This window comes from Pedobacter sp. A2324 (assembly GCF_059693705.1).
Genome location: NZ_JCASSK010000004.1, coordinates 218,275 through 235,276 on the forward strand (window position 1 = coordinate 218,275; position 17,002 = coordinate 235,276).

Genomic DNA, 17,002 nt, shown 5'->3' on the forward strand with positions numbered 1-17,002 from the left:
TTAAAGTATTTTCTATACCATTACGTCTAATACCATGATCGGCTTTGGCATGCTATGCCGGGATAAAAGATTACATACATGTTAAGGGACTGTTTACGCCCTACAGTTAAAATATAAATCATGGCACGGAGACTAAATAGTGGCGACGCAATTGGCGTTGAACTTTCAAAAGCGAAGATTAACAGGGAAACATTGGGTCATGTGGCGCGTTTGCTCAGTTATCTGAGACCTTATCGTTTACAGTTTATAGCTGCGCTGTTTTTTCTGTTTCTGTCGAGCCTGGTGGGTTTGGCCTTCCCCTCTTTTATAGGTGCATTGATTGACACCGCACAGGGAAAACGTACAGATGGCTTTTTACCTCATACCATACCCGGCATTCTGTTGCTGGCTTTCATCGTACTGGCTCTACAGGCTGTTGTGTCGTATTTCAGAATATTGTGGTTTGTAAATGTCGCAGAACGTTCGCTGGCTGACATTCGTCGTGATACTTATTTCAAACTGATTACGCTGCCCATGCGTTTCTTTTCCAGCAGGAGAGTTGGGGAGCTGAACAGCCGGATTTCAGCTGATTTATCACAGGTACAGGATACGCTTACCACTACAGTTGCCGAAATGCTGAGGCAGGTGGTGCTGCTGGTGGGCGGCATTACTTTTATGGCGGTAATTTCCAAAAAACTGGTTTTTGCATTGCTGTTGATTTTGCCGGTAATGGTGGTATTTGCCGTTCTATTCGGCCGTTTTATTAAAAAGATTTCGAGGCAGGCGCAGGATAAGATGGCTGAATCGAACACCATAGTGGAAGAAACCCTTATGGGTATTGCCAATGTAAAAGCCTTTGTAAATGAATGGTATGAGGCTACAAGATACAAGAAAGCAATCGGAGAAGTAGCAAGCATTGCGATTAAGGGGGCGAAGTACAGGGGAATGTTTGTTTCCTTTATCGTACTATGTGTTTTTGGCAGCGTATTGGCCGTTGTGGGTTATGGCTGTATCCTGGTGAGCCATAATGAAATTACCTTCGGTGAGCTATTGAAATTTTCGCTTTACGCCATGTTTCTGGGAAGTTCACTGGGCAGTTTTCCGGAGTTGTTTGCAAATTTACAAAAGGCTGTTGGGGCAAGTGAGAGGGTGTTGGAAATACTTGGAGAAGAGGGAGAGGCGGTATCAACCAGTGAAATGCTGGAAGTGACTGATCAAAAAATAAGTGGAAACCTTTCATTCAGTCAGGTTGGATTTGCTTATCCATCAAGGCCAGAAGTTGAGGTATTGAAGAATGTATCGTTCGAGGTGAGTGCCGGACAAAAAGTAGCGATAGTTGGTCCGAGTGGTTCGGGAAAATCGACAACTGCCGGTTTGATTTTACAATTCTATCATCCGCAAAGTGGTGAAATACTATTTGATGGAAAAGCGGCTCATGCTTATTCACTGGCGGATATAAGAGGACAGGTGGCCATTGTACCACAGGATGTGATGTTGTTTGGAGGTACGATAATGGAAAATATCGCTTATGGTAAGCTTTCTGCTACGCAGGAGGAAATTGTGCAGGCGGCTAAACGTGCAAATGCCCATCAGTTTATCAGTTCATTTCCGGAGGGTTATGATACGGTTGTAGGGGAACGGGGAGTTAAACTCTCAGGAGGACAAAGGCAGCGGATTGCCATTGCCCGGGCACTGTTAAAAAATCCGTCCATACTGATACTGGATGAAGCGACATCTTCCCTCGATTCGGAATCTGAACGATTGGTACAGGAAGCGCTGGAGGAACTGATGAAAGGCCGTACTTCCATTATTATTGCACACCGTTTGTCGACCATCAGGGAGGCGGATCTGATTATGGTAATGGAGAACGGACAGATCGTTGAATCGGGTACGCATAAAGAGTTGTTGAACAGTGAACAGGGCTTGTACAAGTATTTGAGCGGGCTACAGTTTCACATGAGCAATTAGCTGTTTTATTTCTGAAAAATACTTTAATGTAAACATTTGTGCCATGCCCGGGTTTCTCCTGTTGCGGATTTGCTTTACTCAAAATTAATGCATGCTTAATGCCAAAATTGGCATTTTAGAAAATAAAAGTGCACCTTTGCGAACCGCAATTAAAGGTTTAGGCATGTAAAATATTAAAGTTTATTTATGGAAGAAATGGTTGTAGAAGAGGTTCAGGAACTGCTTGATAAAGAGAATGATAAGGCGCTGAAGCAATATCTCGATGGACTGAATATCTCTGATGTGGAAGAATTGATAGATGAACTTCCACAGTATGCAGCCAGATTCATTGAAACCATTTCTCTAAACAGGGCGGTAAACGTTTTCAGAATTCTGGATTTTCCTACCCAGGAACGTATCATTAAAAAACTTTCGGGCAATAAACTCAATCAGATTATTAAGGATTTACCACCTGATGACCGTACAGCGCTTTTTAGCGAGCTGAAAGGGGATGTGGTGAAAAAAATGATTACGCTTTTGCCTCCGGAAGAGCGAAAAGAATCGCTGGCTTTATTGGGTTATAATGAGTACAGTATCGGGCGTTTGATGACTCCCGATTACATTGCCGTAAAACCCGAATGGTCGGTTGCGCGGGTATTGGCACACATCAGGCGTTATGGTAAAAACTCTGAAACAATTGATGTGGTTTATGTGATTGATCGCGATGGTGTACTGCTTGATGATATCAGAATCAGGGAAGTTTTACTTGCAGATCCTGAGGCAATTATCGGAGAGTTAACGGATAAACGTTTTATCGCCCTAAAGGCAAATGACCCCCAGGAGGATGCAATTAGCATTTTCAGGATGAATAACCGCGTGGCATTACCCGTGGTTGATGAAAATAATATTCTTTTAGGTATTGTTACTGTTGATGATATTCTTTGGATTGCCAATGAAGAATATACGGAAGACATGCATAAAATAGGGGGTACTGAGGCGCTGGACGAACCTTATCTGGATACTTCCATTTTTAATCTGGTTAAGAAAAGGGTGGGCTGGCTGGCCATTTTGATGATCGGGGAAATGCTCACGGCTACAGCAATGGGTTTCTTTGAGGGGCAAATACATAAGGCTACGGTGCTGGCTTTGTTTATTCCACTGATTATTTCGTGTGGAGGAAACAGCGGATCGCAGGCATCCACACTGATTATTCAGGCGATGGCCCTGGGCGAGGTAACGATTAAAGACTGGTGGCGGGTAATGAACAGGGAGATTACCTCGGGCTTTTTGCTGGGGCTATGTTTGGGTATTATTGGCTTTCTGCGGATTTTAGTATGGCATGTAGCCGCTCCGAATGTATACGGTGAACACTGGATTTTAATTGCGAATACCATTAGCGTTTCCCTGGTGTTCGTAGTATTGTGGGGATCTTTAAGCGGTTCCATGCTCCCAATTTTTCTCAAACGGCTGGGCGCCGATCCGGCAACCTCATCGGCTCCATTTGTGGCCACTTTGGTTGATGTTACGGGATTGATTATATATTTCAGTTTTGCAGTTTTATTTTTAAAAGGCGTTTTACTTTAAAACAGATGAAAAAAATTACCACATTATTTACTGATATTGGTGGGGTATTGCTCACTAACGGCTGGGACAGGCAGGCAAGGGGTGAAGCAGCAGTTTTGTTTAACCTGGATTCAGTTGATCTGGAAGAGCGCCATCATCTGACTTTTGATACTTATGAAGTAGGAAAGCTTACGCTTGATGAGTATCTGGAGCGGATTGTTTTCTTTGAAGACCGTAGCTTCTCTTACGACGATTTTAAAGAATTCATGTTCAAAAAATCGTTGCCATACCCTGAAATGATTGAACTGATCTGCGAACTGAAGAAAAAATATAATCTAAAGGTTGCGGTAATTAGCAATGAGGGGAGGGAGTTAAACCAATACCGGATCAATACTTTCAAACTGAATGAGTTTGTCGACTTCTTTGTATCGTCGAGCTTTGTTCATTTTCGTAAGCCTGATGCCGACATTTTTAAGGTTGCCATTGATATTTCACAAAGTGACGTGGAGACGAGTCTTTATATCGATGACCGGATGCTGTTTGTTCAGGTAGCTGAAGGGCTTGGCCTGAAAGGAATTCACCATAGCAGCTATGAGGATACTAAAGCGCAGCTTAGCGCATATGGTTTAGCGTTATAAAAAAAAGAGCTGCTTGGTGAAGCAGCTCTTTTTTTATGGAAATCGCTTTTAGGTCTATACATTAAACCTGAAGTGCATGATATCGCCATCTTCCACTATATAAGTTTTTCCTTCTACACCCAGTTTCCCGGCATCTTTGCAGGCATTCTCGGAACCCAGGGTTACAAAATCATTGTACTTAATCACCTCAGCACGGATAAAACCTTTTTCGAAATCGGTGTGTATTACACCGGCCGCCTGAGGAGCAGTGAAACCTTTTGTAATGGTCCATGCCCTTACTTCCTGCACACCAGCAGTGAAATAGGTGTATAAGTTTAACAATTTGTAAGCTGCGCGGATCAGTTTGTTAACACCAGACTCATCTAGTCCTAAATCGGCCAGGAACTCCTGACGTTCTTCATAACTTTCCAATTCGGCAATTTCAGATTCGATTTTGGCGGAAATAACTAACACTTCAGCTTTCTCATCTGCTACGCTTGCTTTTACCAGATCAACATACTTGTTTCCTGTAACCACTGAAGCCTCATCAACATTACAAACATACATTACTGGTTTCTGGGTAAGCAGACCTAAATCTTCAATGAAATCAAAATCTTCCTGTGCCAATGGCGCAGTACGGATTGATTTACCACTTTCCAGGTGCGCTTTAACAGCGGTTAGTATTTCATAGGTGCGTTTTGCATCTTTATCTCCACCGGTTTTAGCCATTTTTTCTACCTTCTGAATACGTTTATCTACAGTGTCCAGATCTTTAAGCTGTAATTCGGTATCGATGATTTCCCTGTCGCGGATTGGGTCTACTGAACCATCTACGTGGATCACGTTTCCGTCGTCGAAACAACGTAGAACGTGAATAATGGCATTGGTAGCACGGATATTTCCTAAAAACTGGTTGCCTAAGCCTTCACCTTTCGATGCACCTTTCACCAGACCAGCGATATCTACAATTTCGATGGTATTAGGCTGAACCTTATTGGGCTTCACCAATTCGGCCAGTTTAGTTAATCTGTCATCTGGTACAGTAATTACGCCAACGTTAGGCTCAATTGTACAGAAAGGGAAGTTAGCTGCCTGTGCCTTTGCATTGGATAAACAGTTAAAAAGTGTTGATTTTCCCACATTTGGTAAACCAACAATACCACATTGTAATGCCATTTATATTCTAGTCTTAAGTCTTTATTCAATCGTGTTCAGGCATACATGTCGTTGAACACAATGTGTTTCGCGACTTTCCTCCTAAAAATCCCGCAAAGATAATCTTTTAAACGTTTATTTAAAGCCGGCAATTTGTGTTGATCGATATTTTGTCTAAGTTTATCGAAAATTTAAAAAAGATAATGGAAGAATTTGAGCAAGAGAAGCCTGAAGAGGTGACATTGGTTGTTACCGAGGAAATGCGCAGTTATATTTACGACATCACCAAGTGGGCGAAATTTTTATCGATTGTTGGATTTGTGTTTGCTGCATTGCTGATTTTGATTTCGTTTAGTGTGCCTGCCATGTTATCTGGTAATCCGGCTTTAGCTAAACAACTGGGGCCTTTAGGTCAGGGTGGTTCTATTATCATCACTGTTTTGTATCTGGCCTTAGGCTTATTTTACTTTTATCCCAGTCTGCTGTTATCCAGAATTTCGGGTAAAGGAAAGCAGGGGGTGTTGTTTGGAGATCAGGAAAGTCTGGATACTGCGGTATCTAATTTAAAGTCGTTGTTTAAATTTTGGGGTATTGCCACAATAATGGTTATTGCCGGATATTTTTTGCTGGTATTTTTAGTAGGTGCCGGAATGGCTGCAGCCTAAGCCAGACATAGAACAGTTCGGATATTAAAAAAGCCTTTGTTACTGATAACAAAGGCTTTTTTTGAAACTATATATGTTTAAAAAGAAAAATCGTCTGATGCTCTTCCAACATGCTCGCCGTTTTCAGAGTATTCGTAGCGTTTTTCAACAACGTCCTGATGAGATTTAATGTAATCAACCGTTTCATTAAGACCTTCTGTAAATTTTTCGAAGTCTTCCTTATATAAGAAGATTTTATGTTTTACAAATACACCGTCTTCTAATCGTTTCTTGCTCTCGGTAACTGTTAAATAATAATCACCTGAGCGAGTAGCCTTCACGTCGAAGAAATAAGTTCTCTTACCTGCTCTAACTTTCTTTGAAAAAACTTCCTCTCTTTCCTTGTTGTCGAATTCTCCCATGGTTGGTATTGATGTTGGTTTTTGGTTTCGGTAAATATAAAGCAAATATTTAAAGTTCAAAGTACAATTTAAATACTTTTTGTTACTTCTTCTAAAAGTTGGTTATTGTAGAGCTCCGTATAGGTGCCGTTTAGCTTAAGTAATTCATTATGTGATCCTTGTTCGATGATTTTTCCATCGTCAAGCACCAGAATTTTATCTGCATTTTTTATGGTAGAAATCCTGTGCGCAATTAAAATACTGGTCTTATCTTTCATGATTTTGCCCAGATTATGAAGGATTTCTTCCTCGGTTTTGGTGTCAACGGCAGATAAACAGTCGTCAAATATTAAAATTTTTGGTGATTTAATTAAGGCACGCGAGATGGAAACCCGTTGCTTTTGCCCGCCTGATAGCGTGATACCCCTTTCGCCGAGCATGGTTTGGAACTGGTCTTCAAAATGCATGATGTTTTGATAAACGGATGCGTTTTTCGCGGCCTCATGTACCTCCTCATCGGTAACCTGATCAAGGCCGAATGCTATGTTGTTTTTAATGGTATCGGAGAAAAGGAAAACTTCCTGAGGTACAAAGCCAATCTGACCCCGATAGTTTTTAAGGTTCAGCGATTTAAGTTCTGTATTATCGATTTTAATTTTACCCTGCTCCACATCGTACATGCGCATAATCAGATTGGCGAGCGTAGATTTTCCTGAGCCTGTTTTACCAATGATGGCAACGAACTCGCCACTTTTAATATCGAAACTGATGTTTTTTAGCGCCTCTATGCCGGTATCCGGGTAGGTAAAGCTTACATTCTGAAAGCTGATGTTCCCTGCTAGATCCTGATCTGCAGAAGAATTTGATTGAATATCGGAAGGGATATCCAGAAATTCATTGATTCTTTTCTGGGACGCAGCTGCACGCTGAATCAATGAGGTTACCCAACCAAGCATGGTTACCGGAAAAGTAAGCTGATTAATATATATGATGAATTCGGCAATGTTGCCGGCGGTGATATTGCCATTCATCACCTGTTTGCCGCCAATAAAAATAGTTAGAATTGTACTTAGCCCAATTAGCAGCAGCATGGTTGGATAAAATAAAGCAGATACTTTTACCAGGCTCATGGAGTCCTTTTTATAGTTATTGCTCTGAATTTCGAACATGTTGCGGGTATAATCTTCGCGCACGTAAGATTTGATAATTCTGATCCCTGAAAATCGTTCCTGTACGAAACTTGATAACTCGGAGAGCCGTTCCTGAATCTGACCGCTCTTTTTGAAAATTAAAGTGTTTACATAATAGATGATAACCACCAGGAAAGGCAGTGGCAAAAGGCAGTAGATGGCCAGTTTGGAATTTACATCAAACATTGACCATATAATTAAAACCGATAGTACGAAAGTATTAATGGTATACATAATTGCAGGGCCAACATACATCCTTACGCGGTTTACATCTTCAGTAGCACGGTTCATCAGGTCGCCTGTATTGTTGCGGCGGTAAAAACCAAGGCTTAATTCCTGATAATGCTGATAAATTTCATTCTTCATGTCAAACTCAATGTGGCGCGACATGAGGATAATGGTTTGGCGCATGAAGAACAAAAACAAGCCGCGCAGAATATATAATCCAATTACGAGCAGACCGAAATAAAGCAGGTTACTGCTAAAGATGCTATATATCACTTCCTGGCGATCGAATCCGTTGAACAAATTGTAAATCTGAACATTTTCGGTAATGAGGTCGACTGCATATCCGATTACCTGCGCCGGCACAACGCCGAAGATATTGGAAATCACTACGAATATACTGCCTGGAATGATCCACCATTTATATTTCAGGAAGTACTTATTTAACCGGCTAAGATGTTTCATGTTTGGCAAATTTAGCCAATGCGGAAGTAATTTTGTTATAGTTTAGTTAAATAGGTGTAATAATGGTTTTTTATTTTAATTTTGCAGCAGGTTAGCCGAATGATCCATATGCCAGTTAATTCTTCGACAGATACTTCCATTTTAGAGCAATTAAGTGCTTACGGGCATAAAAAATTGGTCTTCTGTAATGATCCCGATACAGGTTTAAAAGCGATTATTGCGATACATGATACTACACTGGGACCTGCTTTGGGCGGAACGCGGATGTGGAGTTATGTTACAGAGGGGGAGGCGTTAGAAGATGCATTGCGTTTATCCAGAGGGATGACTTATAAAGCCGCGATTACGGGCCTGAATCTGGGAGGTGGTAAAGGCGTAATTATAGGCGATTCGAGAAAGGATAAAACGGAAACTTTAATGCGCAGCTACGGCAGGTTTATAAAGAACCTGAACGGTGAGTTCATTACAGCAGAAGAAATGGGCACCAATACACGGGATATGGAATACATCCGGATGGAAACCAATTACGTTACCGGCGTTCCGGAATCAATTGGTGGTGCCGGAAATCCTGCTCCGTTTACGGCGCAAGGGGTATATCTGGGTATTAAAGCAAGTGTTAAGGAGGTTTTTGGAACCGATATGCTTGCCGGAAGGACTGTGGTAGTGCAGGGCATTGGCAATGTAGGGGAACATCTGGTTGCTTTGCTGCGTAAAGAAAATGCCGAAGTACTGATTAGTGATATTAACCAGGAGCAGCTGACTTATGTGGCCCGGAAGTATAAGGCGAAGCCGATTGAAGCCGACAAGATATTTGGATGCGATGCGGATGTATATGCGCCATGTGCGATGGGGGCTACAGTGAACAATAAAACCATCGAACGCATGAAGTTTGCCATTATCGCAGGATCGGCAAACAACCAGCTTAAAGATGAGGTTGTTGATAGTGAACTTTTGTTAAAGAAGGGGATTCTTTTTGCGCCTGACTACTTAATTAATGCAGGCGGATTGATTTCTTGTTATTCGGAGCTGACGGGTTTTGGTAAAAAACGTACCGTTCAGTTGACTGAAAATATATACGATGCTACGCGTAGCGTGATTAAATTAAGCAAGGCTGAGCATATACCAACCAACATTGCAGCGAACCGGATTGCTGAGAAAAGAATAGCAGATATTAAAAAAATTAAATCGTCATATTAAATAATTATTAAAAAAAGGTTTTATAAACCGCACTCGTTCTTACATTCATGTTAAATAGAAGGCACTTAAGAATCAAAGCTTTGCAAAATATTTTTGCTTGGCAAATGGCAGACAAGAAAGACATTAAAGGTGATTTGAAAACTTTAATGCAGAGCATTGATAGCGTGTACGAAATGTACATCTGGATGTTATCACTAATGGTAGAGGTTACCGAGTTTACAGCAAACGACGCTGCTGAACGTGCAAACAAGTACCTGAAAACCGAAGCGGATTTAAATCCAAACATGAAATTGCTACACAACAAATTCAGCGTTATGCTTCAGCAAAACCCCGAGTATGTATCGGCAATCAAGAAATACAAGGTAGACTGGGGTTTCGATCCTGAAATCCGCAAAACAGTTTACAATTCATTAAAAGCTTCCAAAGAGTATGCAGATTATCTTGCAGATCCAAATGAAAGTTTAGAGTCATCTAAAGATATCATCAAATACATTTTCAGAAAGATCATTTTAAAAAACCAGGGTATTATCCAGGTTTTTGAAGAAAAATTCATCAACTGGCAGGTTGACCACGAAGTGATGAAAGGTATGGTTGCCAAAACTTTGAAGAACTTTACTTTTGATGATCCTTTCAAAAACAAGTTAACGGAAATAAGCGCCGACTGGATTGAAGACAGTAAGTTTGTACAGGATTTGTTTGTTTACACCTTACAGAATGATGCCAAATACCAGGAAATGATTGCCGACAGGACAAAAAACTGGGAATCGGAACGTATTGCTTTAATGGATACCATTTTGATGAAAATGGCCATTTGTGAGTTGTTGAATTTCCCATCTATTCCGGTTAAAGTAACCATAAACGAATATCTTGAGTTATCAAAAGATTACAGTACGCCGAAAAGTAATTCGTTTATAAACGGTATTTTGGACAAAATTTTAGGTGATCTTAAAAAGAACAACACGATTAAAAAAGTCGGTCGTGGATTAATTGAGGATTAACATGAAGAAACTATTCATACTGGCAATTGCCGCAATATCTTTTAGCGCTTGTCGCAATGCGAATAATACTGCAGACCAGCAAACTGTGGCTGGCGACACTACTAAAGGGTCGAAGATAGCACCTGCAGATGCGCCTGTAATCATATTTGAAAGAGATATTTTCGATTTCGGTAAAATTGAGCAGGGGGAAAAGGTAGTGCATGAGTTTAAATTTAAAAATACAGGTAAAAGCCCTTTAATTATTTCAAATGCTACAGCTACCTGTGGCTGTACCATTCCGCAGGTACCAGGGGAACCTATTTTACCAGGTAAGGATGGAAAGATTAACGTGGTTTTTAACAGTGAGGGTAAAATGGGCATGCAGGATAAGGTGATTACGGTTACCTCAAATGCCAATCCGAATATTACTATGGTACATTTAGTTGGTGAAGTTTTAGAGAAAAAATAATTCTTAAGCATTGCCATATTTAACTAATCAAAAAATAAAATAAATAGATAAATGACATCAACAATAATTTTACAAGCAACGGGAGGATTTGCACAATATGGTCAGTTGATCATGCTAGGTGCAGTGGCTGTAGTATTCTACTTTTTCATGATCCGTCCGCAAGTTAAAAAAGCAAAAGAACATAAGAAGTTAATTTCAGAATTAAAGAAAGGTGATAAAATTATCACTACTGCAGGTATTCACGGTCGTATTGCCGATATGAATGAAACTACTTTCCTTATTGAAGTAGAGGGTGGTACTAAAATCCGCTTCGATAAATCAGCAGTATCTCTGGATGCTACTAAAGCAGCTGCTCCTGCGGTTAAAGCATAATTGATTCTCATCAAAATATAAGCGCAGTCCCGAAAACTTTCGGGACTGTTTTTGTTTTATTACATTTGACTTTATGGTTAATGATATTTTTCATTAAGCGACAATTTATTGTGCTATGCCCTTTATCCGGTTAACTAAAATTGAGAGAAGACGTGTTTTAAGCCTTTTGGCTTGCCTGGCGCTGGCTATTGCAGCCTGGTTTTTCATGGCTTTAAACAATAAGTATATCTATAATGCGAAAACTGTGCTGGTGTTCAAAAACTCGCCTACGAAGCGGGCTTTTTATCCATTGCAGTCTGATACAGTTGATTTACAGGTGGAAGGTACAGGGTGGCAGTTGCTTTTTGCCCGTTTGAGGATCAGTCCTCCTTCTATTGCCGTAAACCTGAATCAATTAAACAGTAAAGATTTTATTGTCTGTTCTGATCAGCTTTTCAGTATCAACCAGCAGGTGGAAAGTGCACAGAAAGTGATTTCAATTAAACCTGATACCCTGTATTTTGATTTTACCAAGCGGGTGGTAAAGCGGGTTCCGATAAAGCTGATTCAAAAAGTCGAATTTGTGAAACAGTATGGAATAGCGAATGAGATTCTTCTGAACCCAAAATTTGTTAAAGTTGCCGGTCCTTTAGAGGAGCTCAATAAAATAACATCCTGGCCTACTGACACTTTAAAACTAAATAAAGTACAATCGAGCAGCACCATCAGGGTTGCCTTGCAGCATAGCATCCATAAAAACGTAAGCATTTATCCTTCATCGGTTGAGGTTAAACTGGGTGTCGATGAATTTACGGAGAAAACACTGGAGGTTCCATTGAAAATAATCAATAACAGGAATTACAACAGTATAAAACTTTATCCTAAAAAAGTAAAGGTTACGTTCTTAGTGGCTTTGGGCAACTTTAACCAGGTTGATGCTGATTTTATTACTGCCGTGGTTGATGCAGATGAATGGTCGAAACTCCATCATAATCAGTTTACGGTTAAATTAAGCGAATTTCCGGGTTACTGTAGACTGGTAAGTATTACTCCGGCTAAAGTAGATTTTGTAGTAGAAAAATAATGTATAAAGTAGGCATAACAGGCGGAATTGGTAGCGGAAAAACTACTGTATGTAAGGTTTTTGAAGTGTTGGGTATTCCGGTTTTTTACGCCGATACTGAAGCCAAAAACATCATGATTCACGATGCTGAGTTGATTGCAGGCTTAAAGCTGGCTTTTGGTGAGGAGAGTTATTTCGAGGATGGAAAGCTGAATAATAAGCATATTGCGGGAATTGTTTTCAACAACGAGGCTGAGTTAAACAAACTAAATGGATTGGTACATCCGGCCGTATTCCGTGCCTTTGATGCCTGGGAGGCCAATGTTAACCCCAACGTTCCTTATACCCTTAAGGAAGCAGCTCTGCTTTTTGAGAGTGGTTCGTATAAAATGTGCGATACCACCATTCTGGTTACTGCGCCGGCAGAAGTAAGGATACAAAGGGTAATGAACCGCGACCAGGTTACGGCTGAGCAGGTTAAGGCCCGGATGGATAAACAACTCAGTGATGAAGAAAAAGTGAAAATGGCCAATCATTTTCTGATTAACGATGAAAAGCATCCGGTTATTGAACAGGTGTTAGCCTTGCATCGACAGTTTTTGAAAGCAGCAGCAGATTTAAAGGTTTCTGAGTAAATGCACTGCCTGGCTCCGGGAAAATCATCAACTGAACCCCACAAATTATTATTCCCATAAATCCAGTCATGATTTTAGACGATTTTATTACGATTACCCCTGTAGGCTTGTATTGCACATACGGGGATTTTTACCTTGATCCTCAGCAGCCGGTAAAAGAAGCAGTAGTTTCTCATGCGCACGGCGACCACGCAATAGGTGGCAGCCAGAATGTTTACTGTACTGCAGCAACTGAAAGTTTCATGAAGCATCGTTACCGTAAGTTTGCAGCTGTCGATTTTCATGTTCAGCGTTACAATGAAATCTTCAGCATAGGTGGTGTGGAAATTTCATTTCATGCAGCCGGTCATATTCTGGGTTCTGCCCAGGTTTTAATGGTATACCAGGGGATAAGGTATCTGTATACGGGTGATTATAAACTGGAAGCTGATATTACCTGTGAACCATTTGAGTTCGTTCGGGCCGATGTACTGATTACAGAGAGTACTTTTGCTAATCCTGAGACGAAACATCCATCGGCGGTGGAGGAGATTAAAAAGCTTAACGATACAGATTCCAATATCATGCTGGGTGCCTATGCGCTGGGAAAGAGCCAGAGAATTATCCAGCTGCTCAATGATTTTTGTCCCGAGAAAAACATTATGGTACACCACAGCATTATGCCCTTTGTAAAGATATATGAGGATTATGGGATGAAATTGGGTGCGTATAAAATGTATGACCGGAAAGTGATGAAGAATAACCATCAGCATCAGGTATACATTGTGCCGCCTATGGTTTTTCACAGCTACCATAAAGCTATCAATGTAGTGAGGGCTTTTGCCTCGGGCTGGAAGAACCTGCAGCAGCAGAATGGGATATCACTTTATATTTCTGACCATGCAGACTGGGATGCCATACTGGAAACTATTGAAAAAGTAAAGCCAAGCCAGGTTTGGACGCTTCATGGTGATGGTAGCCAGCTAAAGGATTATTTTAGCAACGCCCTGGTTGTGAAGATACTTAATAGCAAATGATTGAATGAGTGGGGGAGCGCATGAGTGAATGGAAAGTCAGCTAAACCCAATCATTCAAAATTCACTGATTCAAAAATTAAGACATGAAAGAAGGCGAAGACTTTTATTTTAATGAAGAAGGATTTATGGTTTTTACGGAAGCTTATCATCTGAAGCGTGGCTATTGCTGTAAAAACAAGTGTAAGCACTGCCCCTGGGGTTTTGGTAAAAAGAAAGAAAAGAAGTAAATGAATTAATGTCCTCCAAAGAAACCAATCAATGCCACCCCTATGCCGAGCATAACTGCCACCATTTTGCGGGTGTTGATTTTATGGTCAGCACTCGATTCGAATAAAATTGTGGTGGAGATGTGTAGAAATATTCCAATCACGATTCCCATTATCTTATTGAAATAGGCATCTATTCCACCGATTGTACCATTGCTTAATCCTACGCTTACATAAAAGCCAAGAGGGGCCATTACAGCGAAAATGAAGAGGTATAATATGATGCTTCCTTTTTTGAAGTGATTTTGCATCAAAATGCTGGCCAGGGCGAAGGCAGCAGGAATGTGGTGCAGGGAAATGCCAAATATCAATTCATTGTGCTGATCTTTAGCCAACGGCATCCCTTCAAGAAAGGCATGCAGACAAAGGCTGATCATAATGCCGAAAGGAAACACATGACCATCGTGGTGTTTGTGAATATGTCCGTGTTCTACTCCCTCGGAGAATTGTTCAAGAAAAATCTGAAGCAGGAAGCCAATGAGAATGAAAATGCCTATTTCATTTTTATCTGTTCCGCTATATGCGTCAGGAATCAGGTGTAAAACGGTAACGGCAAAGAGATAGGAACCGCTGAATGATAAAATCAGTTTCAGTAATTTGGATTTGTCGCTCTTAACGAGGAAGATGGTAGACCCCCCAAAAAAAGCACAGCAAAAAAGTACAGCAAATTTCCAGGCTTCCATTAAAAATCGGGTTGTAATTTTTTAAATATTCGGGAACATGCAAAACCAATTACCGTTCCAAGTATTGCGCCTGTAGTCACATCAACAGGGTAGTGTACGCCGACGTATACCTGCGCAAAGCTAATAATTGCAGCCCAGGTAATGCCAAGCGGTAAAACCGGTTTCCAGCGGCTGTAAAACAGGCAGATCAAAAATACCGCAATGGCAAAATGATTGGTGGCATGTGATGATGGAAAGCTTAAGCCACTTCCACAGGGAACACGGTGGATGATATCGCCCGACAGGGTAAAGTCGTTGCAGGGCCTTACCCTGGCCACGAAGGGTTTGATGAGTCTGGCGGATATCAGATCGCCCAGTGCAAACGTGGCCAGCAACATTCCAATGATATAATAGCCTTGCTTTTTATACTGCTTAATGCAGAATATAATGATAAAAAGGTAAAGCGGTGACCAGAAAAACCGGTTTCGCATCAACGGCATCAGCCAATCGAAAAAGCTGTTTGAAAGCCCGCGGTGGATTTTCAAAAACAATTCAACATCAAATTGCTGTATGCTTTCTATCATGCTTTTTTGCAGATTAAAATTAAGCGATCAGATTCTGGCAAGTCAAAATCCTCAAGGGCATAATTTCCGAACGATTTCTGGATCACCAGGCCTGCCTTGGTTAACATCCGGGTGAAATCCTCAACACTAAACGCCTGTACCCGCTCTTCAAAATTATACACCTTTTGCTGATCTTGGAAATTTATTTTTTTGATGATCTTGCCATCTACCACATTTTTAGTGATGTTGAAATTAATTCCGTCGAGTGACTTTACTTCGCAAGAGTTTAAATTTCTGATGATTTTTTCAGTGTTGAAGTAATCAATGATCAGGACACCATCTGCTTTCAGGCATTTTCTGAAGGTTTTAAGTGCATTTACGTGCTCTTTTTCGGTTTCAAAATAACCAAAACTGGTGAACAGGTTTAAGGCAATGTCGAAATAATTGATGTAAAAAAGCTTTCTCATATCGTGAACGAGAAAGTGAAGCTTATTGTTTTCGAATTGCCTGGCGTATTTGATGCTTTGTTCAGATAAGTCTATTCCTGTTACATCAAACCCTTTTTTGTTGAGATAAATCGAGTGACGTCCTTTTCCGCAAGCGATGTCGAGCATTTTTGAGTCGGCCGGAGGATTAAGGAACTTGGTCAGGTTATCAATAAAAAACTCGGCTTCAGCATGGTTTCTTTGTTGGTACAGGATATGATAATATGGTGAATTAAACCAATATTGAAACCACTTGCGTTGCATAACTGAGCTTTTTGTTTTGGAAGGTGCAAACTTAGATAAAATTGCAGTAAACGCAGTAGACAAATTTCACGGTATCGCAATTTTATTGCTTTTAGTTCTGTGCGCGTGCTGATAAATAATAGTGAGAAACCGGAATACTAAAAAATCAATACATTAGTGTAATGAATGATGTGGACTTTATTCTTCATGAACTAAGCAAGCTGGGTGATCCTACTTATTTGATAAAAATGGCTCACTTCGGGATTGATGTGTCAAGGGCCTATGGTATCCGTGTGCCTCATATCAGGCAGCTGGCCAGGGAAATTGGTCGTAACCATGAACTATCGCTTTTGCTTTGGGAAACGGGTTATCATGAGGCCCGGCTTTTAGCGACCTTTATTGGTGAGTATAAAATGGTCGAAGAAGCGCAAATTGATGCGTGGGTAAGCGATTTTAGCTCGTGGGATATCTGTGACCAGGCTTGCGGCAATCTCTTCGTTAAAACGCCTTATTTTAAGTCGAAAGTTTTTGAGTTTGCCAAAGCAGAAAAAGAATTTGTAAAACGTGCGGGCTTTGTGCTCATGGCGGATGCCGCAGTACACCTTAAAAAAGAGCCTGACGAGACGTTCCTTAGTTTCTTGCCACTCATTGAAGTGCATGCCTGCGATCACCGCAATTTTGTAAAGAAGGCGATAAACTGGGCTTTGCGGCAGATTGGGAAACGAAATGCGTTTTTGCATGATTATGCCATTGCAACCGCCCGGCACATTCTCGAGGAGCAGAATAAGAAAGCAAACTGGATTGCACTGGATGCATTAAGGGAGCTGAACAGCGAAGCCGTGTTGAGAAGGGTGGGTAAGTGAATGAGCATTACTTATCCTACATCAAT

Annotated in this window: 19 protein-coding genes; 13 read left to right on the top strand and 6 right to left on the bottom strand. The window is 40.9% G+C overall.

The features are described 5' to 3' along the window. Positions 1-120 precede the first annotated feature (120 nt). The 3 genes from AC570I_RS13510 (at position 121) to AC570I_RS13520 (ending at position 4,127) form a co-directional block, all read left to right on the top strand. Positions 121-1,947: an ABC transporter ATP-binding protein gene (locus AC570I_RS13510; protein ID WP_497405842.1), complete on the top strand. Its 1,827-nt coding sequence runs from the start codon at positions 121-123 to the stop codon at positions 1,945-1,947. Positions 1,948-2,133: 186 nt separating this feature from the next. Beyond that, on the top strand, positions 2,134-3,510 hold the full coding sequence (gene mgtE, locus AC570I_RS13515; RefSeq protein ID WP_497405843.1) for a magnesium transporter: 1,377 nt from the start codon (positions 2,134-2,136) through the stop codon (positions 3,508-3,510). A gap of 5 nt (positions 3,511-3,515) precedes the next feature. Further along, the gene (locus tag AC570I_RS13520; RefSeq protein WP_316800635.1) at positions 3,516-4,127 is read left to right on the top strand and encodes an HAD hydrolase-like protein; all 612 of its coding nucleotides are present in this window, start codon (positions 3,516-3,518) and stop codon (positions 4,125-4,127) included. Positions 4,128-4,181: 54 nt separating this feature from the next. Here AC570I_RS13520 and ychF read toward each other — a convergent pair whose 3' ends face one another. Continuing rightward, entirely contained in the window at positions 4,182-5,282 is a 1,101-nt protein-coding gene (gene ychF / locus AC570I_RS13525; protein WP_497405844.1) for a redox-regulated ATPase YchF, read from the bottom strand. 182 nt (positions 5,283-5,464) lie between these two features. Here ychF and AC570I_RS13530 point away from each other — a divergent pair, with 182 nt between their 5' ends. Next, positions 5,465-5,926 (top strand): hypothetical protein, encoded by a 462-nt coding sequence (locus AC570I_RS13530; protein WP_497405845.1) that lies wholly within the window; start codon positions 5,465-5,467, stop codon positions 5,924-5,926. Positions 5,927-6,003: 77 nt separating this feature from the next. On the opposite strand, the gene AC570I_RS13535 is transcribed toward AC570I_RS13530, so the two are convergent. Beyond that, positions 6,004-6,327, bottom strand: coding sequence for a DUF3276 family protein (locus AC570I_RS13535; RefSeq protein ID WP_047799385.1), 324 nt, complete (start codon positions 6,325-6,327; stop codon positions 6,004-6,006). 68 nt (positions 6,328-6,395) lie between these two features. Beyond that, positions 6,396-8,186, bottom strand: a complete 1,791-nt coding sequence (locus AC570I_RS13540; RefSeq protein ID WP_497405846.1) for an ABC transporter ATP-binding protein — start codon at positions 8,184-8,186, stop codon at positions 6,396-6,398. Positions 8,187-8,294: 108 nt separating this feature from the next. On the opposite strand from AC570I_RS13540, the gene AC570I_RS13545 reads away from it, so the two are divergent. From AC570I_RS13545 to AC570I_RS13580, 8 genes are all read left to right on the top strand, one after another. Beyond that, positions 8,295-9,383 (top strand): Glu/Leu/Phe/Val family dehydrogenase, encoded by a 1,089-nt coding sequence (locus AC570I_RS13545; protein WP_497405847.1) that lies wholly within the window; start codon positions 8,295-8,297, stop codon positions 9,381-9,383. Positions 9,384-9,430: 47 nt separating this feature from the next. Further along, positions 9,431-10,381, top strand: a complete 951-nt coding sequence (nusB, locus tag AC570I_RS13550; RefSeq protein ID WP_047799382.1) for a transcription antitermination factor NusB — start codon at positions 9,431-9,433, stop codon at positions 10,379-10,381. Position 10,382: 1 nt separating this feature from the next. Continuing rightward, complete coding sequence (locus AC570I_RS13555; protein WP_497405848.1) at positions 10,383-10,829, top strand: DUF1573 domain-containing protein; 447 nt, start codon at positions 10,383-10,385, stop codon at positions 10,827-10,829. Between the two features lie 51 nt (positions 10,830-10,880). Beyond that, positions 10,881-11,201 carry a preprotein translocase subunit YajC gene (yajC, locus tag AC570I_RS13560; RefSeq protein WP_047799380.1) on the top strand — a complete coding sequence of 107 codons (321 nt, stop codon included), beginning with the start codon at positions 10,881-10,883 and terminating at the stop codon, positions 11,199-11,201. A 115-nt stretch (positions 11,202-11,316) separates the two neighbouring features. Continuing rightward, the gene (locus AC570I_RS13565) at positions 11,317-12,264 is read left to right on the top strand and encodes a YbbR-like domain-containing protein (RefSeq protein WP_497405849.1); all 948 of its coding nucleotides are present in this window, start codon (positions 11,317-11,319) and stop codon (positions 12,262-12,264) included. Continuing rightward, positions 12,264-12,878 (top strand): dephospho-CoA kinase, encoded by a 615-nt coding sequence (gene coaE, locus AC570I_RS13570; protein ID WP_497405850.1) that lies wholly within the window; start codon positions 12,264-12,266, stop codon positions 12,876-12,878. Before AC570I_RS13565 ends, coaE begins: the two co-directional genes overlap by 1 nt. 68 nt (positions 12,879-12,946) lie before the next feature. Next, on the top strand, positions 12,947-13,894 hold the full coding sequence (locus AC570I_RS13575) for an exonuclease (RefSeq protein WP_497405851.1): 948 nt from the start codon (positions 12,947-12,949) through the stop codon (positions 13,892-13,894). An 83-nt stretch (positions 13,895-13,977) separates the two neighbouring features. Continuing rightward, positions 13,978-14,121: a C1orf53 family protein gene (locus AC570I_RS13580; RefSeq protein WP_197082394.1), complete on the top strand. Its 144-nt coding sequence runs from the start codon at positions 13,978-13,980 to the stop codon at positions 14,119-14,121. Between the two features lie 5 nt (positions 14,122-14,126). Here the strand turns inward: AC570I_RS13580 and AC570I_RS13585 are convergent, their stop codons facing one another. From AC570I_RS13585 to AC570I_RS13595, 3 genes are read right to left on the bottom strand one after another with little or no spacing between them, the layout of a single operon-like run. Beyond that, on the bottom strand, positions 14,127-14,843 hold the full coding sequence (locus tag AC570I_RS13585) for a ZIP family metal transporter (protein WP_497405852.1): 717 nt from the start codon (positions 14,841-14,843) through the stop codon (positions 14,127-14,129). Beyond that, a complete protein-coding gene (locus tag AC570I_RS13590; protein WP_497405853.1) occupies positions 14,843-15,406 on the bottom strand; it encodes a phosphatase PAP2 family protein in 564 nt (187 codons plus the stop codon). Before AC570I_RS13590 ends, AC570I_RS13585 begins: the two co-directional genes overlap by 1 nt. After that, complete coding sequence (locus AC570I_RS13595) at positions 15,403-16,134, bottom strand: class I SAM-dependent methyltransferase (RefSeq protein ID WP_497405854.1); 732 nt, start codon at positions 16,132-16,134, stop codon at positions 15,403-15,405. The genes AC570I_RS13590 and AC570I_RS13595 overlap by 4 nt, the downstream gene beginning before the upstream one ends. A gap of 161 nt (positions 16,135-16,295) precedes the next feature. On the opposite strand from AC570I_RS13595, the gene AC570I_RS13600 reads away from it, so the two are divergent. After that, positions 16,296-16,976: a DNA alkylation repair protein gene (locus AC570I_RS13600; RefSeq protein WP_497405855.1), complete on the top strand. Its 681-nt coding sequence runs from the start codon at positions 16,296-16,298 to the stop codon at positions 16,974-16,976. Positions 16,977-17,002: the final 26 nt, after the last annotated feature.

What these genes read in the sequence shown, in the direction of transcription:
- AC570I_RS13580 (WP_197082394.1), top strand. Translation starts at nt 13,978, where the DNA reads ATGAAAGAAGGCGAAGACTTTTATTTTAATGAAGAAGGATTTATGGTT.
- AC570I_RS13595 (WP_497405854.1), bottom strand. Translation starts at nt 16,134, where the DNA reads ATGCAACGCAAGTGGTTTCAATATTGGTTTAATTCACCATATTATCAT.
- AC570I_RS13530 (WP_497405845.1), top strand. Translation starts at nt 5,465, where the DNA reads ATGGAAGAATTTGAGCAAGAGAAGCCTGAAGAGGTGACATTGGTTGTT.
- AC570I_RS13555 (WP_497405848.1), top strand. Translation starts at nt 10,383, where the DNA reads ATGAAGAAACTATTCATACTGGCAATTGCCGCAATATCTTTTAGCGCT.
- AC570I_RS13565 (WP_497405849.1), top strand. Translation starts at nt 11,317, where the DNA reads ATGCCCTTTATCCGGTTAACTAAAATTGAGAGAAGACGTGTTTTAAGC.
- mgtE (WP_497405843.1), top strand. Translation starts at nt 2,134, where the DNA reads ATGGAAGAAATGGTTGTAGAAGAGGTTCAGGAACTGCTTGATAAAGAG.
- AC570I_RS13600 (WP_497405855.1), top strand. Translation starts at nt 16,296, where the DNA reads ATGAATGATGTGGACTTTATTCTTCATGAACTAAGCAAGCTGGGTGAT.
- yajC (WP_047799380.1), top strand. Translation starts at nt 10,881, where the DNA reads ATGACATCAACAATAATTTTACAAGCAACGGGAGGATTTGCACAATAT.
- AC570I_RS13545 (WP_497405847.1), top strand. Translation starts at nt 8,295, where the DNA reads ATGCCAGTTAATTCTTCGACAGATACTTCCATTTTAGAGCAATTAAGT.
- AC570I_RS13575 (WP_497405851.1), top strand. Translation starts at nt 12,947, where the DNA reads ATGATTTTAGACGATTTTATTACGATTACCCCTGTAGGCTTGTATTGC.
- nusB (WP_047799382.1), top strand. Translation starts at nt 9,431, where the DNA reads ATGTTAAATAGAAGGCACTTAAGAATCAAAGCTTTGCAAAATATTTTT.
- AC570I_RS13510 (WP_497405842.1), top strand. Translation starts at nt 121, where the DNA reads ATGGCACGGAGACTAAATAGTGGCGACGCAATTGGCGTTGAACTTTCA.
- AC570I_RS13590 (WP_497405853.1), bottom strand. Translation starts at nt 15,406, where the DNA reads ATGATAGAAAGCATACAGCAATTTGATGTTGAATTGTTTTTGAAAATC.
- AC570I_RS13520 (WP_316800635.1), top strand. Translation starts at nt 3,516, where the DNA reads ATGAAAAAAATTACCACATTATTTACTGATATTGGTGGGGTATTGCTC.
- AC570I_RS13535 (WP_047799385.1), bottom strand. Translation starts at nt 6,327, where the DNA reads ATGGGAGAATTCGACAACAAGGAAAGAGAGGAAGTTTTTTCAAAGAAA.
- coaE (WP_497405850.1), top strand. Translation starts at nt 12,264, where the DNA reads ATGTATAAAGTAGGCATAACAGGCGGAATTGGTAGCGGAAAAACTACT.
- ychF (WP_497405844.1), bottom strand. Translation starts at nt 5,282, where the DNA reads ATGGCATTACAATGTGGTATTGTTGGTTTACCAAATGTGGGAAAATCA.
- AC570I_RS13585 (WP_497405852.1), bottom strand. Translation starts at nt 14,843, where the DNA reads ATGGAAGCCTGGAAATTTGCTGTACTTTTTTGCTGTGCTTTTTTTGGG.
- AC570I_RS13540 (WP_497405846.1), bottom strand. Translation starts at nt 8,186, where the DNA reads ATGAAACATCTTAGCCGGTTAAATAAGTACTTCCTGAAATATAAATGG.